This is a genomic window from Candidatus Poseidoniia archaeon, assembly GCA_030748895.1.
Classification (GTDB): Archaea; Thermoplasmatota; Poseidoniia; order MGIII; family CG-Epi1; genus UBA8886.
The window spans coordinates 121,022-145,215 of the sequence record JASMLC010000002.1 but is presented as its reverse complement, the minus strand read 5'-3'; the positions used below and the strand labels follow the sequence as shown (position 1 = coordinate 145,215).

Here is a 24,194-nt window from a genome sequence, read left to right as displayed (position 1 = left end):
GCGCCCGCGTCGCCGTGCGACTCGCTCCAGCTCGGGGAATCGCCGATGGTGGCGCGGTCGACGCGGCCGTCGGCGCGCAGCGCGAAGAGGTAGGTGCTGGTGATGCCGAGGCCGACCCACGAATCGGAGCCGCTGGCGGCCGACGCCCAGCTGCTCCAGCTGGTCGAGGTGCCGCTGCTCGAGCGGGAGACCGCGCGCTCGTTGCTCATGGCGTAGAGGTGCATGTCGTCATTGTAGCTCGCCAGCGCCACCCAGCCGAGGCCGGAACCAACATCGCCCTTGCTGCCCCAGACGCCCGAGCTGCTGGTAGCGTAGCGTACGGTCCCGTCGCTGCGCATCGCGTAGACGTAGCCGTCGGTCGCGGCGAGCGACCGGAAACCAGTGCCGGAGCCGGCGTCGCCGTAGCTGCTCCAGGAGGCGGAGCCGCTGGTGCTTGAGCGCACCACCTGCCCGTCCGCTGCCAGCGCGTAGAGGTAGCCACCATCACCGGTTGCCAGCGAGACCCAGTCCGTATCGGAACCGGCATCGCCGAACGAGGTCCAGTTACCAGCGGTGTCGGTCGATTTCTTCACCGTGCCGTCCTCGAGCAGGACGTAGACGCCCGTACTGTCCCACGCCAGGTCGGCGACGGCGGGGCTGGTCGTGAGCGTCGTCCCGTAGCCGTAGGGCGCCCAGTCATCCGGGCCATTCTGGGTGAAGTAGAGCTTGCCGTCGTTGCGCAGCGCGAAGACGTAGCCCGCCAGCCGCCCCTGCACGGCGGCGATGCTGCTCCAGCCGTTGCTGGTCGGCAGCGTATTCGTGGAACCATAGCCATACTGCACCCAGCCGTCCGGTCCGTTCTGCGTGTAGTACACCTTGCCATCGTTGCGCAGCACCTGCACCCCGCCGCGGCCGTCGGCAGCGATGTCGACATAGCCTGTACTGGAAGGGATACTGTCAGAGCCGTAGCCGTACGGCACCCAGCCGTCGGGGCCGTTCTGCGTGAAGTAGACCGCACCGTCGTTGCGCAGCACATAGACGTAGCCCGCCGTGCTGCCGCTGCCGGTCGCCAGCGAGACGTAGCCGGTGGAGGTGGCGATACTGTCCGAGCCGTAGCCGTACGGCACCCAGCCATCGGGGCCATTCTGCGTGAAGTAGACCGTGCCGTCATTTCGCAAAGCGAAAACGTAGCCGGCGGTGCTGCCGCTGCCGGCGGCGATATCAACGTAGTAGCCGGCGGGGATGCTGCTGGTGCCGTAACCATACTGCACCCAGCCGTCCGGCCCCGACTGGGTGAAATACACCTTGCCGTCGCTCCGCAGCACGTAGACGTAGCCGGCGGTGCTGCCGCTCCCGGCGGCGATGCCGACGTACGCGTCGCTGGAGGCGATGCTGTCGGTCCCGTAGCCGTACGGGGTCCAGCCGTCCGGCCCGCTCTGCGTGAAGTCGACGCGGCCGTCGCTCCGCAGCACATAGACGTAGCCGGCGGTGCTGCCGCTTCCCGCAGCAACATCGACGTAGTGGTAGCCGGTCGCCGGAGCGGTCTTCGACTCCCAGTTCTCGCCGTCGCTCGAGTAGTAGATTGAGCCGCCGAGGTCAATCGCGAACGGGTCAGAATCGTCGTCGCCACCGCGTCCCGTATCGGGGAGGATGACCGTCTCGAACTCACCGCTGGCGACGGTCGCGTCATCGGTCTGCTCGGCCCAGTCAACGAGGTGGAAATGGATGGCCCGCGGGAGCGCCGGCAAATCCGCCAGCGCCAGCGCCGCTTCCAGCTCGCTGCCCCCCGCGGCGGCGTCCGCTTCCCCGTAAGGCGACCAGTCCCAGTCGCTGGCGCTGTCGCCGCTGAATCGCAGCAGCTGCTGGTCCAGCACCTTACCGGTCCAGCCGCGGATAAAGAGCGCGTAGTCGGCGCTGACAAAGGGCGAGACGCGGTAACCCGCACCGGGGACTACGTCGAGCAGCACCCACACCTGGTCCTCGCCGGTCTCGACCGGCAGCGGCGCCTGCGACTGCTGCGTTACCGCCGCCTCGGGGACTTCGGGCGGCGTCTCCATCTGCTCCGCTGGCCGATGGCGCGGTGCCTCAGCCGGGATTTCGGCCCCGGCGAGGATTTCGCCTGCGACGTTTACGTAAAAGAACAGTTGCTGTTCCTGCACCGCCTCGCCGTAATCGCGCAGGTCCACGTTGGCGTTCGCGACATCGCCCGCCGGGTCGCTCCCCGCCAGACGGTCCTCCCAGTCGATGAACAGCCCGTCGACCGCCAGCCGGTCGGGGTCCGCCAGCAGGTAGCGCGGCGGCAGCTCGGCTGGCAGCGCGCGCAGGTAGCCGTCGAAGCCGGTTTCGCCCAGCGCCAGCTGTAGCGTCGTCCCCGCCTCGGCGGTCGCGTCGACCTCGACCCGCAGCGCCAGCTCGGCCGGCTCGGCGGGCGACAGCGCCAGCACCTCGCCGCTACAGAGCAGCTGGCTGCCAGCGCGGTCGCAGCGCCACGTTGTGCCGTCCGGCAGCACCAGCTCCGCGGCTGCGATTGCGCCTGCGGCGTGAGTGCCCTCGAGCGTGAGTGCCAGCCGGTCGATGCTCGCCTCGCGGCTCGCCTGCAAACGCAGCACGCCGGGCGACGACCAGCCCTCGGGCAGCGGGAAGTCGTCGGTCGGGAGTAGCGCTGCGTTGAACGCAGCGCCGCCCACGGCGAGCGGAGTGTCGAGCACGTCCTCGTGGCCGGCGCTGTCGCTGGCTTGCAGCAGCGCGATGACCGGCTCGCCCTCAGCGATGCCAAGGTCGAAGAGGGGAACCTGTGTCTCGAGCTGGCTGGCGCTGGCGCGCGCGTTGAGGCTGGTGAGCGCCGTGAAGCCGTTCCAGTCGGTGCGGCCGCGGCCGTCATCCCAGGTGTAGAGGTAGGCGGCGCTGACTATCGTGCCGGCGCCGGCAATTTCCAGCATGTGGTCGGCGCCGATGCCGCGATAGTCGTAGCCCGTGGACGCGTCGGAGTCGGAGTCGATGAAGACGCGCAGAAGGTCGGTCGTTGTCCCGGCGAAAAGGGACTCCTCGGTCTCGGCGTAAATCGAGAGATAGACTGCGTCCGCCTGCATCGCACCGCCGACCAGGTTGACGTTGCGGTTGGTCCGCTGGTCAGCCTCGGCATCGGGAATTACGGCGACGCCGTTCCAGTCGCCGAAGTCACCATCAATGGAGACACTGTTCGCCTCCTCCGGCATCCAGAACATCAGGAACGAGACGCCGAGCAGCAACAGCACGACCGCCACTGCGACCAGCTGGAGCCGCTTCGGGTTGTCGGTCGAGAAATCCAGCACGGTCGGTGGCGTGTAGCCGGCGCCCTCGCCGTTCGTAAGGCCGTTACCGTTCGTCAGTCCGTTACCATTCGTCAGGCCGTTGCCATTCGTCAGGCCGTTGCCGTTCGTCAGACCGTTACCGTTCGTCAGCCCGTTGCCGTTCGTCAGACCGTTGCCGTTCGTCAGGCCGTTACCGTTCGTCAGGCCATTGCCGTCGGTCAGCCCCGTGCCGAGGCCGGAGCCGTTGGTGAGACCGTTGCCGTCGGTGAGGCCGTGGCTGTTGCCGTTGAAGAGCCCGGCGCCCGAACCGTTAGTCAATCCATTGCCGTCAGTCAGCCCGGCGTTGTCAAGCTGCCGCAGCAGCCCCACGCCCGAGCCGTTGGTGAGCCCATTGCCGTCGGTGAGGCCGTGCTCTTCCTTGCGCAGTCGCTTCCGCGTCACTCGCGTCTCCGCGATAAACCCGCCAGCAGGCCCAGTGCCGCAGCACCCAGCACCGCTAGTGCAGTCATGCTGCCACCGGCAGCAGTGCCGGCACCGCCGGCTGCGCCGACCGACAGCGATTGCGATGGCGTCTCGACCACGTTGCTCCCGTCGCTCGCGATGACTGCCAGCTCCAGCGCACCCTCCGCGGGCAGCAGCGTGACTTCCCAGACGCCGTTGCCGGCGGGGGACATGGCGACCGTCACCGGCTCGCCATCGCCCGCGGTGTAGCGCAGCGCGACCTGCGTAACCGCGGTCTCGTCGGTGACCTCAGCGCGCACGGTGAGCGGCTCGCCCGCCGTGGCTTCGCCGGGCGCGAAGAGTGTGATGGCCGGCGGTTCGGTGTCGATGGTTTCACCGTCGCCGGTCTGCCAGAACTCGGGCGGGTCGATGGAGAACGTCCCGTCGCTGGTATCCTGAACGGTCGAGCCGTCCAGTGCCGTGGCAGTGATGCGAATGAGGGCGCGCTCGACATTTTCGTTGCTCGGTAGCGTCCAGAGGTAGTGGCCGTCGTTGGCGGTCGCGCTCGTTATCGAGGTGTAGGTCGAGCCGCCATCGAGGCTGTACGCAAGCGCGATGGCGGTGCTGCCCGAGAGGTCGCCAGTGACGTCCCACGTCACCGCATAGCTTTCGCCATGCATCAGGTTCTCACCGCCATTGGGCCAGGTGAGGGAAACGGTGGGGGCGATGAACCGCACGTAGTCGACCGAGAAGCTCTCGACGCTCGGCGTCCGCACTCCCGCGCCATCGCCCTTCGCGTCGCCCGGTTCGCTGAAATCGCTGGTGAGGTAGAAGCGCACCTTCAGGAACTTGCCGCGGTCGCCCGCGTAGATTGCCTGCCCTGCCGGGTTGGTGAAGTAGCTCGAGGTTGAGCCGGTCGGCCCGTGCCAAGTCCAGGTCAGCCCGTCGCTGCTCGTCCCGACCTGCGCCTTGACGGTGGTCCCGGCCGGCTGCGGCTTCGACGGCGTCCAGCGCAGCATCAGCCAGTCAGCGCTGTCGGTCGAGTCGAGCGTCAGCGCCTCGGACTCGAAGACGCCGCGCTCGACATAGCCACTGCCGCCATACACGTACGCCTCGCCCGCTGCGCTGCCGGCGTCGTCGTTGCCGTCCGCGCCGACGATGACGTCTGCGTAGCCGTCGCCGTTCACGTCGCCCGCACTGGCGACGCTGCAGCCGAAGTAGTCGTACGCCGCCTCGCCCTGGTCGCTCCAGTCCGGCGTCGCCGAGAGGCCGCTGGCGGAGCCGTGGTACACGTACGCCTCGCCTGCAAGACTGCCGGCACCGTCGTTGCCGTACGCGCCGACGATGACGTCCGCGTAGCCATCGCCGTTCACGTCGCCCGCCGAGGCGACGCTGCGGCCGAAGAGGTCGGACGAGGATTCGCCCACGGCACTCCAGGTGCCGGTCAACCCACGGCTGAGCTTCAGCGTCCCGCCGCTTGTCTCGACGAAGAAGCTCTCTCCATCATCGAAGTCGGCGGCGCTGGTCTGTTCCCAGCGGGTTCCGGCTGCGTCGAGGACGAGCAGCGATACTGCGCTGATGAACATCATCAGCGCGACAAGCAGGGGGGCGGTTGTGTTGCGCATAGTTGGTCTCCCTCAGGCACTACCTCGGCAGCAGCACCCGAGCGTAACCGCCCCAACGGGGGGCCTCCTCAAAAAGGACTATGCGCGCCTGCGACGCAGGAGGGCAAATGTCCCGAGCAATGCAGCAGCGGCAAGCACGCCCGGTCCGGGGACCTGCTCACCTGCCTCGATTTCGAAGCTGCCGTCCGCGAAGTTGGTACCGTTCTTGGCGGCGGTCCACATTACAGGCTTAAAATTTTTGGGAAAGTGTTGCCGCTCAACCGGCAGACGGAGGTGGGAGGTGGGAGTTGCCCACCGGGAGCAGCCACTTTTCAACCCCACGCGGTAAAAAAGAATTGGGGCGAGCCTGATAAACCGCGGACCGCGTGCGCCGTCATGGAACCCATCCGGGCGCCGCGTGGGAGCGAGCTCAGCTGCAAGGGCTGGGAGCAGGAAGCGGCGCTGCGGATGCTGATGAACAACCTCGACCCCGAAGTCGCGGAAAACCCGGACGAGCTGGTGGTCTACGGCGGCCGTGGCAAGGCGGCGCGCAACTGGGACTGCTACCACGCCATCGTCCGCGCGCTACGCGGGCTCGCGAGCGACGAGACGCTGCTGGTGCAGTCGGGCAAGCCGGTCGGTGTCTTCCGCACACACGCTGATGCGCCGCGGGTGCTCATCGCCAACGCCAACCTGGTCGGCAACTGGGCGACGTGGGAGCACTTCCACGAGCTGGAGCGCAAGGGGCTGATGATGTACGGGCAGATGACCGCCGGCTCCTGGATTTACATCGGCTCGCAGGGCATTTTGCAGGGGACGTACGAGACCTTCGTCGAAGCCGGCCGCCAGCATTTCGGCGGCTCGCTGGCCGGGAAACTGATCGTCAGCGGCGGCCTCGGCGGAATGGGCGGCGCGCAGCCGCTCGCGGCGACGATGGCGGGCGCGACGTTCCTCGCTGCGGATGTTGACCGCACGCGCATCGAGAAGCGGCTCGCGAGCGACTACTGCGACGAAATCAGCGGCGATATCGACGCGGCGATTGACCTCGCGCTCAAGTGGCGCGACGGTGGCAAAGCGCGCAGCATCGGCGTTGTCGCCAACGCTGCCGAGCTGCTGGAGCGGCTCATCGAGCGCGACATTGTTCCCGACCTGCTGACCGACCAGACTTCGGCGCACGACCCGCTCAACGGCTACGTCCCGCGCGGGCTCTCGCTCGACGCGGCGGTCGCGCTGCGCGAAAACGACGCCGCGGCATACCAGCAGCGCAGTCTGGCAACGATGGCAGACCACGTGCGCGCAATGCTCAGCCTGCAAGAACGGGGCGCGCACACTTTTGATTACGGCAACAACCTCAGGGCTGGTGCGCAGGAAGCGGGGGTCGCGAACGCGTTCGACTTCCCCGGCTTCGTCCCGGCGTATGTGCGGCCGCTTTTCTGCGAAGGCAAGGGGCCGTTCCGCTGGGTAGCGTTGAGCGGCGACCCCGCAGACCTGGCCGCCACCGACGACGTGATTCTGGAGCTGTTTCCCGACGATGAGCCGCTCGTGCGCTGGATAACAATGGCGCGTGAGAAAATAAAATTCCAGGGACTGCCGTCGCGCATCTGCTGGCTCGGTTACGGCGACCGCGCGAAGGCGGGGCTGGCGTTCAACGCGCTCGTCGCCTCCGAGCGGGTGAGTGCACCCATCGTGATTGGGCGCGACCATCTCGACTGCGGCTCGGTCGCGAGCCCGAACCGCGAGACCGAAGCGATGCGCGACGGTAGCGACGCGGTCGCGGACTGGCCGCTGCTCAACGCAATGCTCAATGTCGCCGCCGGGGCCACGTGGGTCAGCTTCCACCACGGCGGCGGCGTCGGCATCGGCTACTCGCTGCACGCCGGGATGGTTGTCGTCGCCGACGGCACGGACGCAGCGGCGGCGCGGCTTGAGCGGGTGCTGACGACTGATCCCGGCACCGGCATCATGCGGCACGTCGACGCCGGCTACGACCGCGCCCGCGAAGTCGCTGACGAGCACGGGATGCAGGTCGGGCTGGTCGATTGAGCATCGCATGAACCTCATTCTCGCGTCGCAGGCGGACAGCGCCGCGCTCAACCTGCGCGAGCGGCTGCTTGAGCTCGGGAACTGGCGCGAAGATGGCGAATTCCAGGGCAGCCCCGTATGGCGGCTCGTCGACGGCGGCGGCAGCTTCTGCGCCGCGGGAACCCGCATGGCGACGCTGGCAGAGCTGCACCTCCATGCGGAACAGGTTGACCGCGAGTGGGCCGCCGAATTCGGCGAAACGCCAGAATGCATCGCATTCCTCTCGCGCCACAAGGCGGCCAGCGGCCGCCCCTCGCTGACGGTGCACCCCGTCGGCAACTGGGGCGCCGCCGACTACGGCGGGACGCCCGGCGCGGTCTCGGGGACCGCGCCGGGCTGGATGACCGGGCTGCTGCGCGCCATCGCGCGTACCGCGCCGGCCGGCTACCAGGCCTGCTTCGAAGCGACGCACCACGGCCCGCTGCTCGAGACGCCGGCCTTCTTCGTCGAAATCGGCTCTGACGAAGGGCGCTGGGAATTGCGCGAGCCGGCCGAAGTGCTGGCGCGCGCGCTGCTCGCGCTCGAGCCGGCCAGCGGCATCCCGCTCGTAGGAATCGGCGGCGGCCACTACACGTCGCGCTTCAGCGACATCGCGCTGAAGCGCGAAGCGGTTTTCGGCCATATGGTCCCGAAATACGCGCTCGAGCAGCTGACGCCGGAGCTGCTGCGGTCGGCGCTCGAGCGCTCCGGCGCGCGGGCAATCTACCTGCACCGCAAGGGGATGCCGAAATCCGCCGTCACGCGCTGGCGCGACTGGGCCGGGAAAAATAGCATCGCAATCGTCAGCTCGAAAGAGCTGCCGCAGCGTGAAAAATAGACTGAAAATTTCTCGAAGACCAGTATAAAAAATCTGAACTAGCCCGGGAGGAGCATCGCAATGACTGCCTGCTTGAGTTCGTCGACGCCAGTTCCCTCCGTGGCCGAGACCGCCAACGCACCCTCCCCAAGGGGCGCCTCCTGCTCCAGGTCGAACTTGCCCTGCACCTCCAGCCAGGGCGCCTGCGGGTAACGCGCGCGGAGCTCGGCGCGCAGCGCCTGCTGGACTTCGAGCGGGTAGCCCGAAGTCCCCGAAGCGTCGGTCACGAACACAATAGCGGGCGCCAAGTGTTCGAGCGCTGCGAGCCCCTGCTTCTCGATGTTGTTGCGCTCCGCGTCGGGGCGGTCGAGCAGCCCCGGAGTGTCGAGCACCTGTATCGTCTGGTAACGGGCTGTGATGTGCCCCAGACTCACCGACTTGGTCGTGAACGGGTATTCACGCACGACCGGCCGGCCGGTGGAAATGGCGCGCACCAGGCTCGACTTGCCGACGTTGGGTGCGCCCGCCATCGCCACCAGCGGCGTTTCCGGGTCGACCGCCGGCAGCTTGCGCAGCACCGACCGGGCGTCGCGCAGGAACTCGAGCCGGTCGGCGACCTGCCGCACGACTGAAGTCAGGCGTCCGTAGCCCTGCTTCTGCAACTGGCGCGCCCGCTCGCCGCGGGCGCGCGCCGCTTGTGACGTGAAGCGGCCGCCCAGCTTCTGCAGCTGCTTGCGCGCCCAGTCGACGCCACCCAGCGACTGCCGCAGCTCGTCCAGCCCGACGCTCAGATCGACGATGTCGCGGTCGAACGGGTGCAGCTGGTCCAGGCTTGGGAAGTCGTCGACAATCGCGCCGAGCGTCGCCGCAAGGTTGTCGGAGAGCGAAGAGAGCTTGCGCGCAGCGTTGTCGGAAGCACCGCTGCGCTTCTTCGCGGCGCGGTGGAGCGCACGCTCGACGAGTTGCTCTGCATCGAGTATCTCGGGCAGCGGGCGCCAGTCCATGCTGGCGCGAAAACAGGGGGTCTAAATCACATGTGGTCGATGACGGCCTGCCCGAACTCGCTGCACTTCAGCAGCGTCGCGCCCTCCATTAGCCGGTGGAAATCGTAGGTGACGCTGCGCGCCGTGATGGCGCCTGCGATGCCGCGGATGACCAGGTCGGCCGCCTCGTTCCAGCCCAGGTAGCGCAGCATCATCTCGCCGCTCAGGATTACCGAGCCGGGGTTCACCTTGTCCTGCCCCGCATATTTCGGCGCGGTGCCGTGCGTCGCCTCGAAGAGCGCGTGGCCGGTGTCATAGTTGATGTTGGCGCCCGGCGCGATGCCGATGCCGCCCACCTGCGCCGCCAGCGCGTCGGAGATGTAGTCGCCGTTCAGGTTCATCGTCGTCAGCACGCTGTACTCGCGCGGGCGCGTCAGCAATTGCTGGAGCATCGCGTCGGCGATGACGTCCTTGATGATGATATCACGGCCCGTCTCCGGATTCTTCAGCGTGCACCACGGCCCGCCATCCAGCTCGGTCGCACCGAATTCGGCCTTTGCGAGCGCATAGCCCCAGTCACGGAAGCCCCCTTCCGTAAATTTCATAATATTGCCCTTGTGGACCAGCGTCACGTTGGGCTGGTCGTGCGTGATTGCGTATCGCAGCGCGGCGCGCACGATGCGCTCAGTCCCCTCACGTGAGATGGGTTTGATGCCGATACCCGAGCTCTCAGGGAACCGGATTTTGGTGACGCCCATCTCCGACTGCAGGAAGTTGATGACGCGCTGCGCCTCGGCCGAGCCAGCTTCCCACTCGATGCCTGCGTAGACGTCCTCCGAGTTCTCGCGGAAGATAATCATCTCGACCGCGCCCGGGTCCTTTACCGGGCTGGGGACACCCTCGAACCAGCGGATGGGGCGGACGCAGGCGAACAGGTCCAGCTGCTGCCGCAGCGTCACGTTAAGCGAACGGAAGCCGCCTCCGATCGGTGTCGTCAATGGCCCTTTCAAGGCGACAAGCTGGGTACGAATCGCCTCCAGGGTCGCTTCCGGCAGCCACTCGCCGGTCGCGGCGTGCGCCGCTTCGCCCGCGAGCACTTCCCGCCAGGCGATGCGTCGCTGCCCGCCGTAAGCGCGCGCGACTGCCGCATCGAGCACGTCGCGCGCGACCGGCGTCACGTCATGGCCGATGCCGTCGCCGATAATCAGCGGGATTATCGGCTCGTCCGGAACGGCGAGTTCACCGTCGCGGCAGGTAATCGTTGCCGGGGCCATCGCCCGCCCATTCGCGTGAGTATAAACCGGCTACTGCTTTATTCCCGCTCCCGCTGCGGGGGCGTGAACCTGCTCAACCGGCTGGTCGTCGGTAGTGCGCCGTGGATGCCGCGCTTCGTCATCGGCCGCGTCGCAGCACGCTACGTCGCGGGCGACTCGCTCGAGGATGGCCTTGCGCTGGTGGAGCACCTGAACGCGCAGGGTTTCACCGGGACGCTCGACGTGCTGGGCGAAGAAATCCGCGAGGAGGGTGCGACGCTGCGGTTCCGCGACGCCTACCTCGAGGCGCTGGACGGCATCGCCAATCGCGGCGTGGAGTGTAACGTCTCGCTCAAGCTAACCGCGCTCGGCCTGCGCATCGACCCTGCGCTCTGCTGGAACAATCTCGCCCCGATACTGGACCGCGCCCGCGAGTTCGACAATTTCGTGCGCTTCGACATGGAGGACTCCAGCATTACCGTGGCAACGCTCGAGATGTGCCAGCGCGCGCGCGAATACTACTCACGCTGCGGGACGGTGCTACAGGCGTCCCTGCACCGCACGCTCGAGGATGCGCGTGGCCTGGCGGGGGCGGGGAGCAATGTGCGCATTTGCAAGGGCGCCTATGTCGAGCCGGAGGCGATTGCGTTCCAGGGCTTCCAGGAAATCCGCGACAGCTTCATGGCGGTCGCGCGACAGCTGCTCGAGCAGGGCACTTACGCCTGCTTCGCGACGCACGACCTGTGGCTCATCGAGCACTGCGAGGCGCTGGTCGCCGAACTGGGGGTCGCACCCGACCGCTACGAATTCCAGGCGCTCTCGGGGGTACCGGTCGAGGCTACGCTCGACCAGCTTCTGGCTTCAGGGCACCGCGTCCGATACTACATCCCGTTCGGGCCGGAGTGGTACGCCTACTCGCTGCGCCGCATGCGCGAGAATCCCGCTATCTGGCGGCATACGCTACGCGCCATGTTTTCGCGCTCGCGCCACCGCCGCCGCTAGAACGGCAGGTCGTCGAGCAGCCCCGGCCCCAGCACCAGCGCGTCGGCTGCGCCGGCCGCAAGCCGCTCGCCCTCGCGCGGGCGCGTTACGAAACCGAGTGCCAGCTGGCTGCCGTCTGGCTGCAGCGCGCTGCTGGTCACCTCGCCCGCCGGCTTTCCGTCGCGCTCCAGCGAGGTGCCAGCCTCCACGGGCGCCGAAATCTGCAGCCGCATCAGGCGACGGCGCAGCCCGCCCATGTTCCGCAGCTTCGAAACGACTTCCTGCCCGGGGTAGCAACCCGCCTCGGCCGGCACCAGCGCGCTGAGCCCTGCCTCGAGAGGGTTGCGCCGCGCGACGCCTTCGGCGTCCCAGTCGGGGATGCCCGCGGCGAGCCGCGCCAGTTGCGCCAGCTGCGGCTCGCCGTCGGCCGTGAAGTCGGGGCCGGCGCTGACCGCGCTGCCGAGCAGCGCCCGGAAGCGCACTCCGTCGCCGTCCGGGGTCCAGCCGTCGGCGGCCGCTGCCTGCTCGGCGACGGTTGCCCAGCCGAGGCGCTCGATAGCAACGTCAGCCGCGAGCACGAATTTCTCCAGCTCCGTGACGACAGGCTCGCCGCCGCTGGCGATTCCGGCGAGCGTGTGGTCTTCGTCGGCGAGCAGCCACAGCTCGCCCAGCGTGCGTCCGGTGCGCGACAGCAGCAGCCCGTGCGCAGTCTCCCCCGGCGCGAGGCTGGCGACGGAGCAGGTGAGCATCCGCTCGAGGTAGTCGCGCTGCTCGCTGCCGGTGCAGGCGAGCCAGTTCCAATCGAGGCTCCACATCCCGGCGGCAGAGCGCCAGCCTTATGTAAAGCGGTTTTGTAGCGCGGCACCATGGCACCCAGACGGATACGCAAGGGAAAGAAGCCGGAACGGACCGCGACCCCGCAAGGCGGCCGGCCGACGGTGGCGCTCGCGCTCGGCGCGCTGATGATTGTGAGCGTCTTCGCCGGGGTGGTGCTGTTCCTGATTCCCGAGGATGCGCCGACCATAACCTACGGTGTCGAGGCAGAATTCCTGCAGGACACCATCGAGGCTGAGCAGGGCGGCCAGAGCGACTTCGTGCTGGTGGTACGCAACACCGGCTCGCATGGCGACAGCTTTGACATCGTAGTCCAGTCCAACGACGGCGGCTTCGACATCGCCGTCGAAAGCGGCTTCGAATCGGTTGACGTCGCCGTGGACAAGCGACTGCCGCTACTGGTGCACGTCACCTCGCCCAACGCCGGGCTGCTCTATGCGACACTACGCGTCAGCTCACAGGGTGACCCCGCCATCTCGACCAGCCTGCGGCTCTACGTCAAGGCCTCCGGGGAGTTTGGCAACACCACCCAGCACGGCGACTCTGTCGACGTCTGGTACGCCGGAATCCAGGCCAGCGACGGCATCCTGTTCGACACCAATATCGAGTCCATCTTCAAGTCAGACTACCCGCGCAAGGAGTCCGCCAGCGAGCATTACGACCTGCTGACGGCGCCCAACGTCGGCTGCGAGGCGACCGGAGTCCCCGACGATAACTGTCAGGACAAGCGGCAGATGATTCCCGGCTTCGACAACAAGCTGGTCGGCATGCGCGAAGGGCAGACGCTGGCGGTGCGCATCCCTGCGCAGGAAGCCTACGGCACAAACCCGGAATCGCACGCGCTGGGCGGACAGGACCTGATTTTCTTCATCACCCTCGCGGCCATCGTTTGAGCCCCGAGGAGTGGGAAACCGGCGAAGCTGAAGAGCATGGACAGTTCCGCATCTTCCGCGTCAAGGAAGTGCAGGCGACCTCACCCCGGACCGGGGAAGAACTGAGCTTCTACCTGCTCGAGTGCAACGACTGGGTAAACGTCATTGCATTTACGGAGGCGGGCGAAGTGGTGATGATTCGGCAATACCGCTTCGGGACGCAGCAGGTGGAGCTTGAGATTCCGGGCGGCGTTATTGAGGAAGGCGAAACCCCGGAAGAGGCAGCCGTGCGCGAACTCGAGGAGGAGACAGGCTACACCGGCGGCGAAGTTTCGTACCTCGGGTCGGTCTCGCCCAATCCTGCCTTCCACACCAACCGCTGCCACACTGTCGTCATCCAGGGCGTAACACCCGACGGGACGCAGTCGCTCGACCCGGGCGAGGACCTCGAGGTGGAGCTACAGGCACTCAACGATGTTCCGGGGCTGATTGCTGACGGCACTATCCGCCACTCGCTGGTGATGTCCGCCTTCCAGCTACTGGGGCTGGCGGCCGATACTGATTAGACTGCGAACGCACCGAACTGGCGGCAAAACTGGCATTCGCTCGCGCCACCGGCTGGCTCGCCGCAGGTGGGGCAGCGTGCCAGCGGCTGCGGCGGTGCGAGGGCTTCGCGCATGCGGTCCATCCCGCGCAGCAACCCGTGGCGCGTCCCCGGCTGCGCCTGCTCGAGCTGGAGCAGCAGGTCGCGGAACAGGTTGCGCTGCGCTGCCGTTGCATGCAGGCAGTCGCCGGTGTGGAACTCCCACTCCTGGAGCAGCGCCAGCAGGTAGACCTCCTGCTCAGGGATGCGGCGCAGTGGCAGCAGCCGCGGCACCATTCCCGGCTGCCGGTGCTGGTGGGGCGCCATGCGTTGCAGCCGCGCCACGTCGCCGCGCGCGTGGTTCATCAGCACTGTCTGCGCGCAATCATCGAGGTTGTGCCCCAGCACCAGCGCGTCGACCCCCGCTTCGCGCGCGGCGAAGTTCAGCGCGCGGCGGCGCAGGATGCCGCAGGGCGAGCAGGGCGACCCCGCCGGGGGCTGCGCCTGCAGCAGCTCGTCGAGCCCCATCCCGACGAGGTCGCGGTAGCTGCTGACTCGTAGTTCGACCCCCAGCGTGTCGCAGCCACGACGCGCGCACTCCAGCGCCGGGGCGCGGTAGCCCGCAATACCCTCGTCAATTGCTAGCGCGACCAGCTCCAGCCGGCGCTGTGCCGCCCATGCCTGCACCAGATGCAGCGCAACTGTCGAGTCCTTGCCTCCCGAGAGCGCGACCGCAATGCGCTGTAGCGGCTCGCCACTAGCCTCGAGAGCCACAGCCTGCTGGCGCAATTCGCGCTGTACCGATTTTTCCACTGCAGAAACAAAGTGGCGCTGGCAAAGGCTTTCGCCGGAATAGCGACGGTCAATGACCGGGGCGGTCGTGCAGGCGCGGCAGGCCATGCGAGGGCAGCAGAGAACCGCTATAGCAGCTTTCGGCGACCGAAAGTATGACACAATTATGACCCAATAAATCACAAATATATTGCCTAAATGACACAATTACGTCGTCATTAACCGATAAGTTTATATAAGATATTCACAGATAGGCTCGACAGCCATGGCACCATTGGGCCCCCTTAACTCTAATCGCCTGACCGTGCGGCTGGATGCAGAGCGGGCGACGCAGCTGGAATTTTACGCCACCCAGAACCCGATGACCGTACGCTCCTACAATCAGGTACTACAGGAGGCACTCGATGAATTCCTGGAGCGACACACCTTTGCCCCCGGCCGGCGCAACCTTACGGTTTCGCTACCGGAGAAGGCAGTGGAGAGGCTGAATGACCTGAAGGAGAGCGGCTTTGGCTCGTTCGACGAACTTATCGGCGGGGCAGTTTCATCGCACGCCCGCGAGATGTGGCGGGAGGAGCGTGAGTACCACACCCTCGCCAGCGATGCCGACAAGGTGAGGTCGCGCCGCCATGAGATTTTTTCCGAATGGAGTAGAGGTAATGAAAAATGATGGACAGACTAGAAAGCTTTGACAACGACGAACTGATACAGTTCGTCAAGGAACCACGCATCCAGATGCTCGGTATCGGTGGGGCCGGCAACAACATCCTGACGCGCCTGTACCGGCGTGGACTGGGTGGTGTTCAGACCGTCGCCATCAACACCGATGCGATGCACCTCAACGAGTGTCAGGCGCACCACAAACTAGTGCTTGGTGCCGACAGCACCAGAGGACGCGGCGCGGGTGGCAATCCGGGCGTCGGCCGTATGGCTGCCGAGGCAGACCACGAGCGCATCGCAGAAGTTCTGGACAACAATGACCTGACCTTCGTTATCGCTGGCATGGGAGGTGGTACCGGTACCGGAGCGGCGCCCGTAATCGCACGGCAGGCGCGGCAGGCGGGTCAACTGGTAGTGGGCGTCGCCATCATGCCTTTCGAAGCTGAGGGCGACGGCAAGCGCGCGGCCGGATTCGACGGCATGCGCGACTTCAAGGCAGCCTGCAACAGCCTCATCGAGCTGGATAACGAGAATCTCAATCGCCTGGCGCCTGAATATCCCATCAAGCGCGCCTTTGGCGTCATGAGTGACCTGGTCGTCGACATGGTGCAGGAACTGGCACAGATCGTGACAGAACCTTCGACCATCAACGTTGATTTCGCCGACCTGAAGCGAATTGTCGAGGCGGGCGGCACCGCCAAGGTGCTCTACGGTGAGTCAGACAACTCCGCTCCCGGCTCGGTACTCGACGCAATCCTGGGCAATCCGCTGCTCGACACCCGCTACAAGGGTGCCGAGGCGATGCTGCTGCACGTGACCGCCGGGAGCGATTTCTCGCTCAACAACTGCCACGAGGTTCTCGCGGCACTCAAGTTCGACCTCTCCGAAGATGTCAACCTCATCTGGGGGCTACGCACTGACGACCAGCTTGGCAATCGAGTCAAGGTGGTCCTGCTGGTGTCGGCTATCCCCAACAGTGAGGAGGACCTCGATATCGAGCGGTTCGACGAGGCGATAGCTTCCCCGCTAGGCGATGCTATCCCGATGGTAGGCTGAAACCTTTGCTGTCCGCCGTCAATGACGGCTGTGCCTGAGGCGGTGGACACCACTCTCCTGAGAGCTTACACTAGGTACTGTAGCGGCAGGTTGGAGGAGAGGCGAACCTCTCCTCCTGCGCCTTAGTCTATTCCTCTTCTTCGCGGCGACGGAACGCGACACCGAGTGCAGCCAGCAGGCCGCCCAGCATTGTGCTCCAGAGTGCCATCGAGAACGAGGGTACGGTGTTGACCTCGCTCACTGTAGTGATGTCGATCGGCACGCGGTTGTTGCCTTCGTCCGACTCGTCTATGACGTCTTCAGTATCTACCGCAAGGTAGAAGGTGTAGACACCCGAGACTTCCTCGCCAGGTCCGGCGGACATGCCCAGCTCGGTTGCAGTCGCCTTGAAGTAGACGTACTTACAGGTCCGGGAGGGGTCGTTACCGCATTTGCTGGTCTGGATTTCAGCGCCGGTCGCAGAGGTTCCATCACTGTCGACAACCCAGTTGGTGCCGGTCCAGCTGATGGATACCTGCACACCCAGCGGGTTCTGGCTGAAGTCCAGCAGACCCACCTTGAAGCTACCGACTGTCTCAGTGCCAGCGTTCAGCACTTCAACCCGGAAGGTGAAGTATTCATCGCCGCCACTGCGCTTGGTCCAGCCGGTGCCGGCTACACTGTAACCGACCGCGTGCGAGACGTAGCCGTAGTCGCCCAGCTTGAGATCGGGCTTGTCGATGGTCATGGTCGCCTGTCCGTCGGCATCGCCGTCGGTGAAGGTGTCGTCGTAGTCGGTCCAGGAGCGGACGTCCGACTGGATGGTGTAGGTACCCGGTGGTGCCCAGGCTGCGAAGCCCACGGTAACCTCGACGTTCACGTTGAGTGAGTCGCCGGGGTCCATGAAGTTACTCGCGCTCGGTTCCATCGGCTTACCGGCTGAGGAATCCCAGCTGGACTTGGTCGGGTTGGAAATCGACCAGCCAGTTGGCATAGTGTAGTCGGTCGTGCCGCTGGGCCAGGTGATGACGCCATCCTTGTCGATGAACGCGGTCGGGTCACCGCCGCTCGGGTCGTCACGGTTGCCGCCCCAGAAACCCGGAATGGGCTTGATGGCGACCACTGTCTCGCGACCCTGCTGCATGATGTGGCTCAGGATTGCGCCGGGGCATCCCTGGCAGTAGCTACCGCTCTCGAGAGTCACGAACGAGTTGTCCGGGGCAGTGATGGTGAAGTCCACCACGCCTGAGTCCGAGATGGCACCCAGATTGCGCGCCTTGACCGTGTAGGTCCGCTTGATGGTGTCGCCAGTCGACGAGGAGGGCGCCCCCTTCTGTGAAGTGGGCGTGATTTCCTTGACATCCATGGCGTACGAGTTCAGGCCGAATACTGCTGCGGTGTAGGCCGTGAAAGTTCCACTGCCGCCACCGGAGGTCCCGACCAGGCGTACCTGCATCGGTCCACCAATGTACTGGTCCTGCAGGCCACTGCCATCCGAGATTTCGTCCACTACACCAAGGTCGGCATAGAACGTCTGGCTGCTGCTGTTGTCAAAGTAGCTGCTGCCGGTCCAGGAGTCTGGCAGGGTGGTGTAGTTGGCGCCCGGGATAGCGTAGAGCGAGGTTGTTTCACCCGCTGCGCGCCACTTGACATCGAACCACTGGCCACTGGAGCCTGCGCGTACCTGCGCCTGCACCGAGGCGATGTCGAGCTCATAGGCCGCTTCGACCACCAGGAACGGGTCACTGTTCCAGACGTTGAAGCTCTGTGAGGTCAACGTGCCGGAGTCGGAACCGTCCCAGACCCAGGAGCCCATGGTCCAGTCGTCGCTAGTCCACTCAGAGGAGCTGAGCAGCGTAGCGCCCAGCACCAGCGTCTGCTTCACGGTGTTATCGACCGGGTTCTCGTCGGGCACAGTCAGCTCGTCCGGCCGCTCGGCCTTGACGTGCAGGTTGTAGAGGCCCGGCGCAAGCTCGGCACCCCAGCGCCAGGTTGAACCGGCGGTGTCGGGGTCAATCGTGAACGAGTCACCCTTATTCAGCGCAATCTGGACCTGATAGTAGTTCCAGTAACGCGCCGACGGGTCGGGCCACGCCTGCACTCCGTTCATGTCAGTTATGCGCGCGTAGACGGTCACATCCTGCTGCGGCTCGAGGCCAATCGACTTCACCGTGATGGAGAGGTCGTGGTCTTTGCCGGCCGCCGCGAAGCGGTCGGTCGTCACATCGGTGATGCCAACGTTGTTACGGTACTCGTTGCCGATTACCATGATGTCATCCAGCAGTACACCCCGTCCGCCGCCGACGTTGCTGACGACGCGGAAGTCGAGGAAGGTCTGGTAACCCTCAAAGGCGCTCAGGCTGATTTCTTCCACTATCCAGTCGGAACTGGCCCAGTCGCCGCTCGTGCCCTCATAGGTCTTCAGAATGCTCCAGCTACCGGAGGTAATCTTCTGGCTGCTGTCGAAATCGTTAGCAACGCGCACCTCCAGCCGGTCACCGTTGGCCAGATCATACTTAATCGAGAACGTGAGCACCGGCTTGAACGCCGCCCGCAGGTCGACGCAGACGTCGGTGACGTCGTTGCCGTCGACATCGCGCGTGCAGCTGTCAGGCGTGACCATGCTGTCGTCGGCACCTCCGTTGTAGGCGTCGCTGCCGGCACTGAAGTAGCGCCAGGCCCACTTGCCCGACTGGGCCGAGCCCAGTGTCGAGTCATCGGTGACATCTACGTCGAAGAACTTGTTGCCAGTCTCCGAGGTGCGGTGGAACTGGGTGTAGGTGTAGTCCTTGTCATCGACATTATCGTAGAAGAATGTGTCGAAAACACGGAACATCACCTTCATCGAGTTGTTCCACGGGAAGAAGTCCTTGCCCGCCGGCACCAGCGCCTCGACCTCTATGAAGTAGGTGTTGGCAGTGGGCGTCGGGAAGTAGGTGAAGAGCTCCTTCTGGTCCTCGTGGCCCTCGGTGTCGACGTTGCCGTAGGCTGAGTCGCCCGCGAGGGTCGGAATCTCCGGCTGGTCATCGCTCAGCATGTGCGACCAGTCCTCGCCCTGCAGATCAGTTACGGTGAACTTGATCGGCAGTGAGTCCCAGCTCGCCTCGCCGGCGTTCAGCACGGTAGCATTGAACTCACGGTCGTTGTTAGTATTCTGCGCGTGTACGCGGAACGACTCATCGCGAACCGTGACGTCAGTCACAGCCACGTCGCGCGTGATGCGCTCGGTGCCGCGGAAGCACATTTCGTCAATGAACCAGCCCGGGTAGGGGCGGCCGTTGGCGTTGTTCTGCTCGGTGACCTGGTCATTGTCTGCGTCCATCTGGACACGCCAGAGGATTGAGGCTGTGTCTTCCGCTCCGTAGTAGGTGGAAGCCAGAGCGTAGCCCTGGTAGCGCGTGTTACCACCGCCCCACAGGTACCAGGCTCCTTCGCCAGGACAGAAACCGGAGTAGTTAATCAGGTTGACCCAGCTGGCGCCATCGTCCTTCGAAATCTGCATGCGGAAGTAGTCTCCCGATTCCATGCAGCCGGTGAAGAGCATGCTAATTACGACCTCTTCCATCGCGCTCAGGTCGAGCGGCGGGGTTTGGAAGTAATCATCCTGGTTCGGGTTGGGTACGAACTTGGGACAGTCGTTCTGGGCATTGTGGTTGGCATCCCAGTCACAATTAGCTGGGTTGGCATTAGTCTTGTACCAACCGTTGGTATTGAACGACCCGAAGGAGTACATGCCCTCGTGGTAGACTGCACTCTGGGTCTTGTTGTCGGTGGTACCGTCACATTCGCGGGCCCAGCCACAGCCATCCATGTCCCAGTCGTAGGAGTGGGCACGATGGTAGTTTATGCTGTCATAGCTGCTCGCGCCATTGTCATCGGTGTCAGCGATGGTAATCGATGCCCCCGGTTCATCCAGCTCGGCGTTGTCGACCCACTTGGAGACGCCGACGTCGGCCTGAACGAAGTTGTTGGCGGAAACCTGGTCACCCGTGTGGATTACACCAGCTGTGATGCGATCCATACCGGCACTGGTGAAGAGCACGTGGCGTGCCCGGTTGGGGTCGTTACCATCGTGGGCCCGCTGGATAGCGTCGTTAAGCTTGTTGAAGGTAAAGACCACTGACTGGCCCGGCATGATGGTTTCGACATTCATCGGATGTCCTTCCTCGCCGGCGAACGCCTGCGTCGTGAAAGTGCTGTCAAACAGTATCTGGCCGTACTGGTTCTTCAGTTTAAGGTGTACGCCAGTACCCGACTGCGGCAGGTAGCCGTAGTTGGTGATAGTTACCTTGATTTCGACCGGGACCATCGCTTCGACTGTACGCCAGTACTGCGAATGGTTCGGGATATCCAGTCCGCCGATACCGATATCGACGTTCTGCTTGGGCTCGCGGTTAACTTCCATCCAGTCCAGGATAGTGGCGAAGAAGTCTGCCCGCTCGGAGCGGGAATCGAAGACGCCAATCTCGTCAGCGAAAGTGAACGCCTTGTGGGTCTGGGTGGAAGTCACCGGCTGGCCATCGTTCCGTGGAAATTCAATGGCGTGGTACTTGTAGTTGTGAGTCGCATCCCTGTGGACATCCATCCAGAAGGATCCCATTGCATTATTGTCTTGCGGCTGGAAACCACAGGGCCGGTCCAGATAGTGGATACCCGCGGTGTCGGTCGAGTACTCCTTGCCGTCGAAAAGGGAGTCATCGACTCCCTTCATCGGGTTGGAAGTACCGTCAACGACTAGGTAACTGGAGTACCACGTGTTGGCATGCAGGTAGTTACTGACGTAAGTACCTCCATAGGCCGCAAGCCAGTCGCCCATCTGGGTCAGCTGGATTACGTTACGACACTCCTGACACACTGAAAAATCATCCTCGGTACCGGAATTTCCATCGAGGTAGTCCATCATCGTATTTCCCTCGCCGCTAGAGACAATTTCAGTATTCCAGCCGGAATACCAGATAACTACCTCATAGTTGTCGAGCAAGGATAGCCCTTCATTGCCGCTGGGAATCATCCAGTTGGTGCCACCCCACATGCCGGCGCGGAAGACGTCGAATGAATACCCACCGTCGTTCAGTGCCGTCTCAACGTGGGAAGCCTCGAGCCAAGGGCCCGACATCCAGCGTTCCATGTCGTCGTCGACAATCAGGATTTTAGCGTCACCTGGTTCTGCCGGCTCTGGTGAGAACTTGCCGGTAGCCAGCGTCTTAGCTGGCTGTGGCGCGTATCCTTCCACGATGGCGTTGATGTCGCCGTAGGCCTGGACGCCTTCCTCGGAGAAGAAGACATCGTCGCCCATGTAGGGCGTCTTGCTCTCGGTTCCCTGTCCTGTGCCAGCCAGCATTGTAATGCCGCTGACTGTCATCAGGAAGGCAACCAGTATTGCAGCCAGCTTCCCTGTCTGGAAAGCGGATGCAGTGCTGTTTGCGTTCATTTTACACACCTTCGCTGTTTTGTCCTTTACCGTACTCATAGAATGAGCGCAGTCTCCTTCCATCCCGAAGGGTGATAATAAAGTAACACCCCAGTCCGCTGGAACTACTATTTAAGATAAGTGGTACAATCGTTTGACATTAGGAGCTTTTCCGCAGCAGGTCCAGCACCCTCAGCTCCCGTCCGGGCGAGTAGGGGTGCACCATTCGCGAGCCGCTGACGCTGGCGAAATCGCTCAGCTCCTCCGCGACTCCGGCCGGCAATTCCGGCGCTTTGCGGTCAGCCAGCAAGTAGAGGTGTAGCACCCCGCCCGGCGCGAGCGCGGCGAGGCCGGTGGCGATGAAAGCGAGCGAGCCGGTGGGGTGGTTCGCCACGACGCGGTCGAAGCTCCCGAGTCTCGGTACCAGCTCCTCCGCCAGGCCAGTGTGGAACTCAAAGCTCTCAGATGACAGGTTATTAAACTCACAATTACGCAAAGCCCATTTTTCGGCGGCAGGATTTCCGTCGATGGCGACCGCCTGCGCTCCAGCCCGGGCGGCGGTGATGGCGAACGGCCCCACCCCGGCAAACGCGTCTAGCATCCGCTCGCCCGGCCGCACCAGCGCCGCAATGCGCGCCCGCTCACCCGCCAGCCGCGGCGAAAAAAAGACCTGCTGCAAATCAACCTCGAAACGGAGATTGTTTTCGCGATGCAGCACGACGAGGTCGTCATCGCCAGCAACCACCGCGAGGTTCCGTACGCGCCACTGCCCGCCAACGCCGCTGTCGACCGCCACCGTCCGCAGGTTGGCGTGACTCTCCAGTAACGCCTGCGCGATGGCCGTGACATGGGGCTGTGCCTCGTCGGAGAGCCGCAGGATTCCAACGTGGCCCAGCATATCAAACGCGCGCGGCGCCAGCTTGCGCAACTCAGGCGACAGCGCGTCGCGGTAGTCGCGCCCGATGGCGCGCGCCGGCCGCCCCTTGCATTGCACGATTTCGCCCTCGGCTGCGCCCGCCAGCGGCCAGAGGACGAAGTCGCCGTCGTGCTGCGCGCGGAAGTCGGGATGCAGCAGCCCTTCCCGCTCAAGCCGGGCGCGTGCTGTTTCGGCGTCGGCGCGCTGCACTTTCAAGTGGGGAATCACTCTATGGCCTGACGGTAGGCCGCCGCGTCAAGCAAGCCCTGCGACTCCGCGGCAGGCCGGAAGGCAACAATCCAGCCGAGCTCGTAGGGCGACTCGTTCAGCAATTCGGGCGCCTCTTCCAGCTGCTGGTTGACCTCGGTTATTTCGCCCGCCACCGGCGCGTAGATATCGCTGGCGGCCTTGACCGACTCGGCGACAGCAACCCTGTCTCCCGCGCCAAAAGTGTCGCCGACCGCCGGTAGTTCGACGAACACCACGTCGGAGAGCGCCTGCTGGGCGTGGTCGCTGATGCCGAGGACGCAGGTCCCGTCATCGTGCTGGCGCAGCCACTCGTGCGACTCGGCGTAGAGCAGTTCTTCGGGTATGTCGCTCACTGGAACGGCGGCCGCACCACGCGCGCGTTTAAGTGTTTTCCGCGCACGGCGACCGTCACCGCGGTCCCCGGCTTGAGGTTGAGGTAGGCGAGGCCGATGCCAGTCCCCAGCGATGGAGAGAGCGTCCCGCTCGTGAGCTGGCCGACGCGTTCGCCGGCGTGGAAAACCTCGCAGCCGGGGCGCGGAACGCCGCGCTCCCCAAGCTGGATGCCGCGCAGCACCGCGTAGCCGCTGCCGCGCTGCGCCAGCAGCGGCTCGCGGCCGATGAACTGGTGGCCCCAGCCGATGACCCAGCCGCAATTCGCCTCGAGCGGCGTCTGGCCCCCGTCAAAATCAGTCCCCGAGAGCAGCATTCCGCGCTCGAGCCGCAGCGTGTCACGCGCGCCAAGCCCGCACGGCGCGGCTCCGAGCGCCAGCAGCGCCTCCCATTGCGCCAGCGCCGCGTCGCGCGGCAGGATGATTTCGCACCCCGGCTCGCCCGTATATCCCGTGCCGCTGACAATGAATTCACCCTGCCGCGTGTGGCTGAACGGCTCGACCGCCAATGCGAGATGCATCTCGAGCAGTCGTGGCGCGTCAGGGCCTTGCAGCGCAATGCACGCCAGCTCCGCACTGCGGTCTTCCAGCGTCGCGTTGAAGTCGGCGATGTGCGTCGCAAGCCAGTCCGCAATGCGACCGGTCGTGGCGGCGTTGGGCACCAGCAGGAACTCGTCGGGGGCGAGGCAGTAGACTATCGTGTCATCGATGATGCAGCCCTGTTCGTCGAGGATGTGGCAGTAACGGCAGCGCCCCGGCTCGAGGTTGCGGATATCCCATGTTGTCACCCACGCCAGAAACGCCGCCGCCTTCGGGCCACGAACGAAAAGCTGCCCCATGTGCGAGACATCGAAGACGCCCGCGGCCGACCGCACCGCACGGTGTTCAGCGATGATGCCTTCGAACTGGATGGGCATTTCCCAGCCGGCGAAGTCGACCAGCCGCGCGCCGAGGGCCCTGTGGCTTGCATGGAGCGGGGTGTGGTGCATCGCGACCGCACCCCGCCGACGGGGAAAAACCGTTGGGGCGCGACTCAATGCTTATA

17 protein-coding genes are annotated in these 24,194 nt (G+C 64.9%); 7 read left to right on the top strand and 10 right to left on the bottom strand.

The features are described from left to right. Positions 1-3,710, bottom strand: a 3,710-nt coding sequence (locus QGG57_01535) for a hypothetical protein (GenBank protein ID MDP7006862.1), incomplete at its 3' end; no start/stop codon positions are given. Beyond that, a complete protein-coding gene (locus QGG57_01530; protein MDP7006861.1) occupies positions 3,707-5,299 on the bottom strand; it encodes an integrin alpha in 1,593 nt (530 codons plus the stop codon). The genes QGG57_01530 and QGG57_01535, both read right to left, overlap by 4 nt. Before the next feature lie 411 nt (positions 5,300-5,710). Here QGG57_01530 and hutU point away from each other — a divergent pair, with 411 nt between their 5' ends. Continuing rightward, positions 5,711-7,357: a urocanate hydratase gene (gene hutU / locus QGG57_01525; protein ID MDP7006860.1), complete on the top strand. Its 1,647-nt coding sequence runs from the start codon at positions 5,711-5,713 to the stop codon at positions 7,355-7,357. Between the two features lie 7 nt (positions 7,358-7,364). Next, positions 7,365-8,213, top strand: a complete 849-nt coding sequence (locus tag QGG57_01520) for a D-aminoacyl-tRNA deacylase (GenBank protein MDP7006859.1) — start codon at positions 7,365-7,367, stop codon at positions 8,211-8,213. Positions 8,214-8,251: 38 nt separating this feature from the next. Here QGG57_01520 and QGG57_01515 read toward each other — a convergent pair whose 3' ends face one another. Both QGG57_01515 and icd read right to left on the bottom strand, forming a co-directional pair. Continuing rightward, on the bottom strand, positions 8,252-9,196 hold the full coding sequence (locus QGG57_01515; GenBank protein ID MDP7006858.1) for a 50S ribosome-binding GTPase: 945 nt from the start codon (positions 9,194-9,196) through the stop codon (positions 8,252-8,254). 26 nt (positions 9,197-9,222) lie between these two features. Then, complete coding sequence (gene icd / locus QGG57_01510; protein ID MDP7006857.1) at positions 9,223-10,449, bottom strand: NADP-dependent isocitrate dehydrogenase; 1,227 nt, start codon at positions 10,447-10,449, stop codon at positions 9,223-9,225. Between the two features lie 63 nt (positions 10,450-10,512). Between icd and QGG57_01505 the strand changes: the two genes are divergently transcribed. Beyond that, entirely contained in the window at positions 10,513-11,430 is a 918-nt protein-coding gene (locus tag QGG57_01505) for a proline dehydrogenase family protein (protein ID MDP7006856.1), read from the top strand. Here the strand turns inward: QGG57_01505 and QGG57_01500 are convergent. Continuing rightward, positions 11,427-12,224 carry a hypothetical protein gene (locus tag QGG57_01500; GenBank protein ID MDP7006855.1) on the bottom strand — a complete coding sequence of 266 codons (798 nt, stop codon included), beginning with the start codon at positions 12,222-12,224 and terminating at the stop codon, positions 11,427-11,429. The two genes, QGG57_01505 and QGG57_01500, sit on opposite strands and share 4 nt — an antisense overlap. A gap of 51 nt (positions 12,225-12,275) precedes the next feature. Here QGG57_01500 and QGG57_01495 point away from each other — a divergent pair, with 51 nt between their 5' ends. Then, a complete protein-coding gene (locus QGG57_01495) occupies positions 12,276-13,136 on the top strand; it encodes an FKBP-type peptidyl-prolyl cis-trans isomerase (GenBank protein ID MDP7006854.1) in 861 nt (286 codons plus the stop codon). Further along, positions 13,133-13,681 carry an NUDIX hydrolase gene (locus QGG57_01490; protein MDP7006853.1) on the top strand — a complete coding sequence of 183 codons (549 nt, stop codon included), beginning with the start codon at positions 13,133-13,135 and terminating at the stop codon, positions 13,679-13,681. Before QGG57_01495 ends, QGG57_01490 begins: the two co-directional genes overlap by 4 nt. On the opposite strand, the gene QGG57_01485 is transcribed toward QGG57_01490, so the two are convergent. Further along, entirely contained in the window at positions 13,678-14,511 is an 834-nt protein-coding gene (locus QGG57_01485; GenBank protein MDP7006852.1) for a TIGR00269 family protein, read from the bottom strand. The genes QGG57_01490 and QGG57_01485 overlap by 4 nt on opposite strands. Before the next feature lie 244 nt (positions 14,512-14,755). On the opposite strand from QGG57_01485, the gene QGG57_01480 reads away from it, so the two are divergent. Further along, on the top strand, positions 14,756-15,160 hold the full coding sequence (locus QGG57_01480; GenBank protein MDP7006851.1) for a hypothetical protein: 405 nt from the start codon (positions 14,756-14,758) through the stop codon (positions 15,158-15,160). Next, positions 15,160-16,206, top strand: a complete 1,047-nt coding sequence (gene ftsZ, locus QGG57_01475) for a cell division protein FtsZ (GenBank protein ID MDP7006850.1) — start codon at positions 15,160-15,162, stop codon at positions 16,204-16,206. The genes QGG57_01480 and ftsZ overlap by 1 nt, the downstream gene beginning before the upstream one ends. Before the next feature lie 127 nt (positions 16,207-16,333). On the opposite strand, the gene QGG57_01470 is transcribed toward ftsZ, so the two are convergent. From QGG57_01470 to gcvT, 4 genes are all read right to left on the bottom strand, one after another. After that, the gene (locus QGG57_01470) at positions 16,334-21,616 is read right to left on the bottom strand and encodes a hypothetical protein (GenBank protein MDP7006849.1); all 5,283 of its coding nucleotides are present in this window, start codon (positions 21,614-21,616) and stop codon (positions 16,334-16,336) included. 139 nt (positions 21,617-21,755) lie between these two features. Continuing rightward, on the bottom strand, positions 21,756-22,739 hold the full coding sequence (locus tag QGG57_01465; protein MDP7006848.1) for a 50S ribosomal protein L11 methyltransferase: 984 nt from the start codon (positions 22,737-22,739) through the stop codon (positions 21,756-21,758). After that, entirely contained in the window at positions 22,736-23,113 is a 378-nt protein-coding gene (gene gcvH, locus QGG57_01460; protein MDP7006847.1) for a glycine cleavage system protein GcvH, read from the bottom strand. Before gcvH ends, QGG57_01465 begins: the two co-directional genes overlap by 4 nt. Then, complete coding sequence (gcvT, locus tag QGG57_01455; GenBank protein ID MDP7006846.1) at positions 23,110-24,138, bottom strand: glycine cleavage system aminomethyltransferase GcvT; 1,029 nt, start codon at positions 24,136-24,138, stop codon at positions 23,110-23,112. The genes gcvH and gcvT overlap by 4 nt, the downstream gene beginning before the upstream one ends. Positions 24,139-24,194 lie beyond the last annotated feature (56 nt).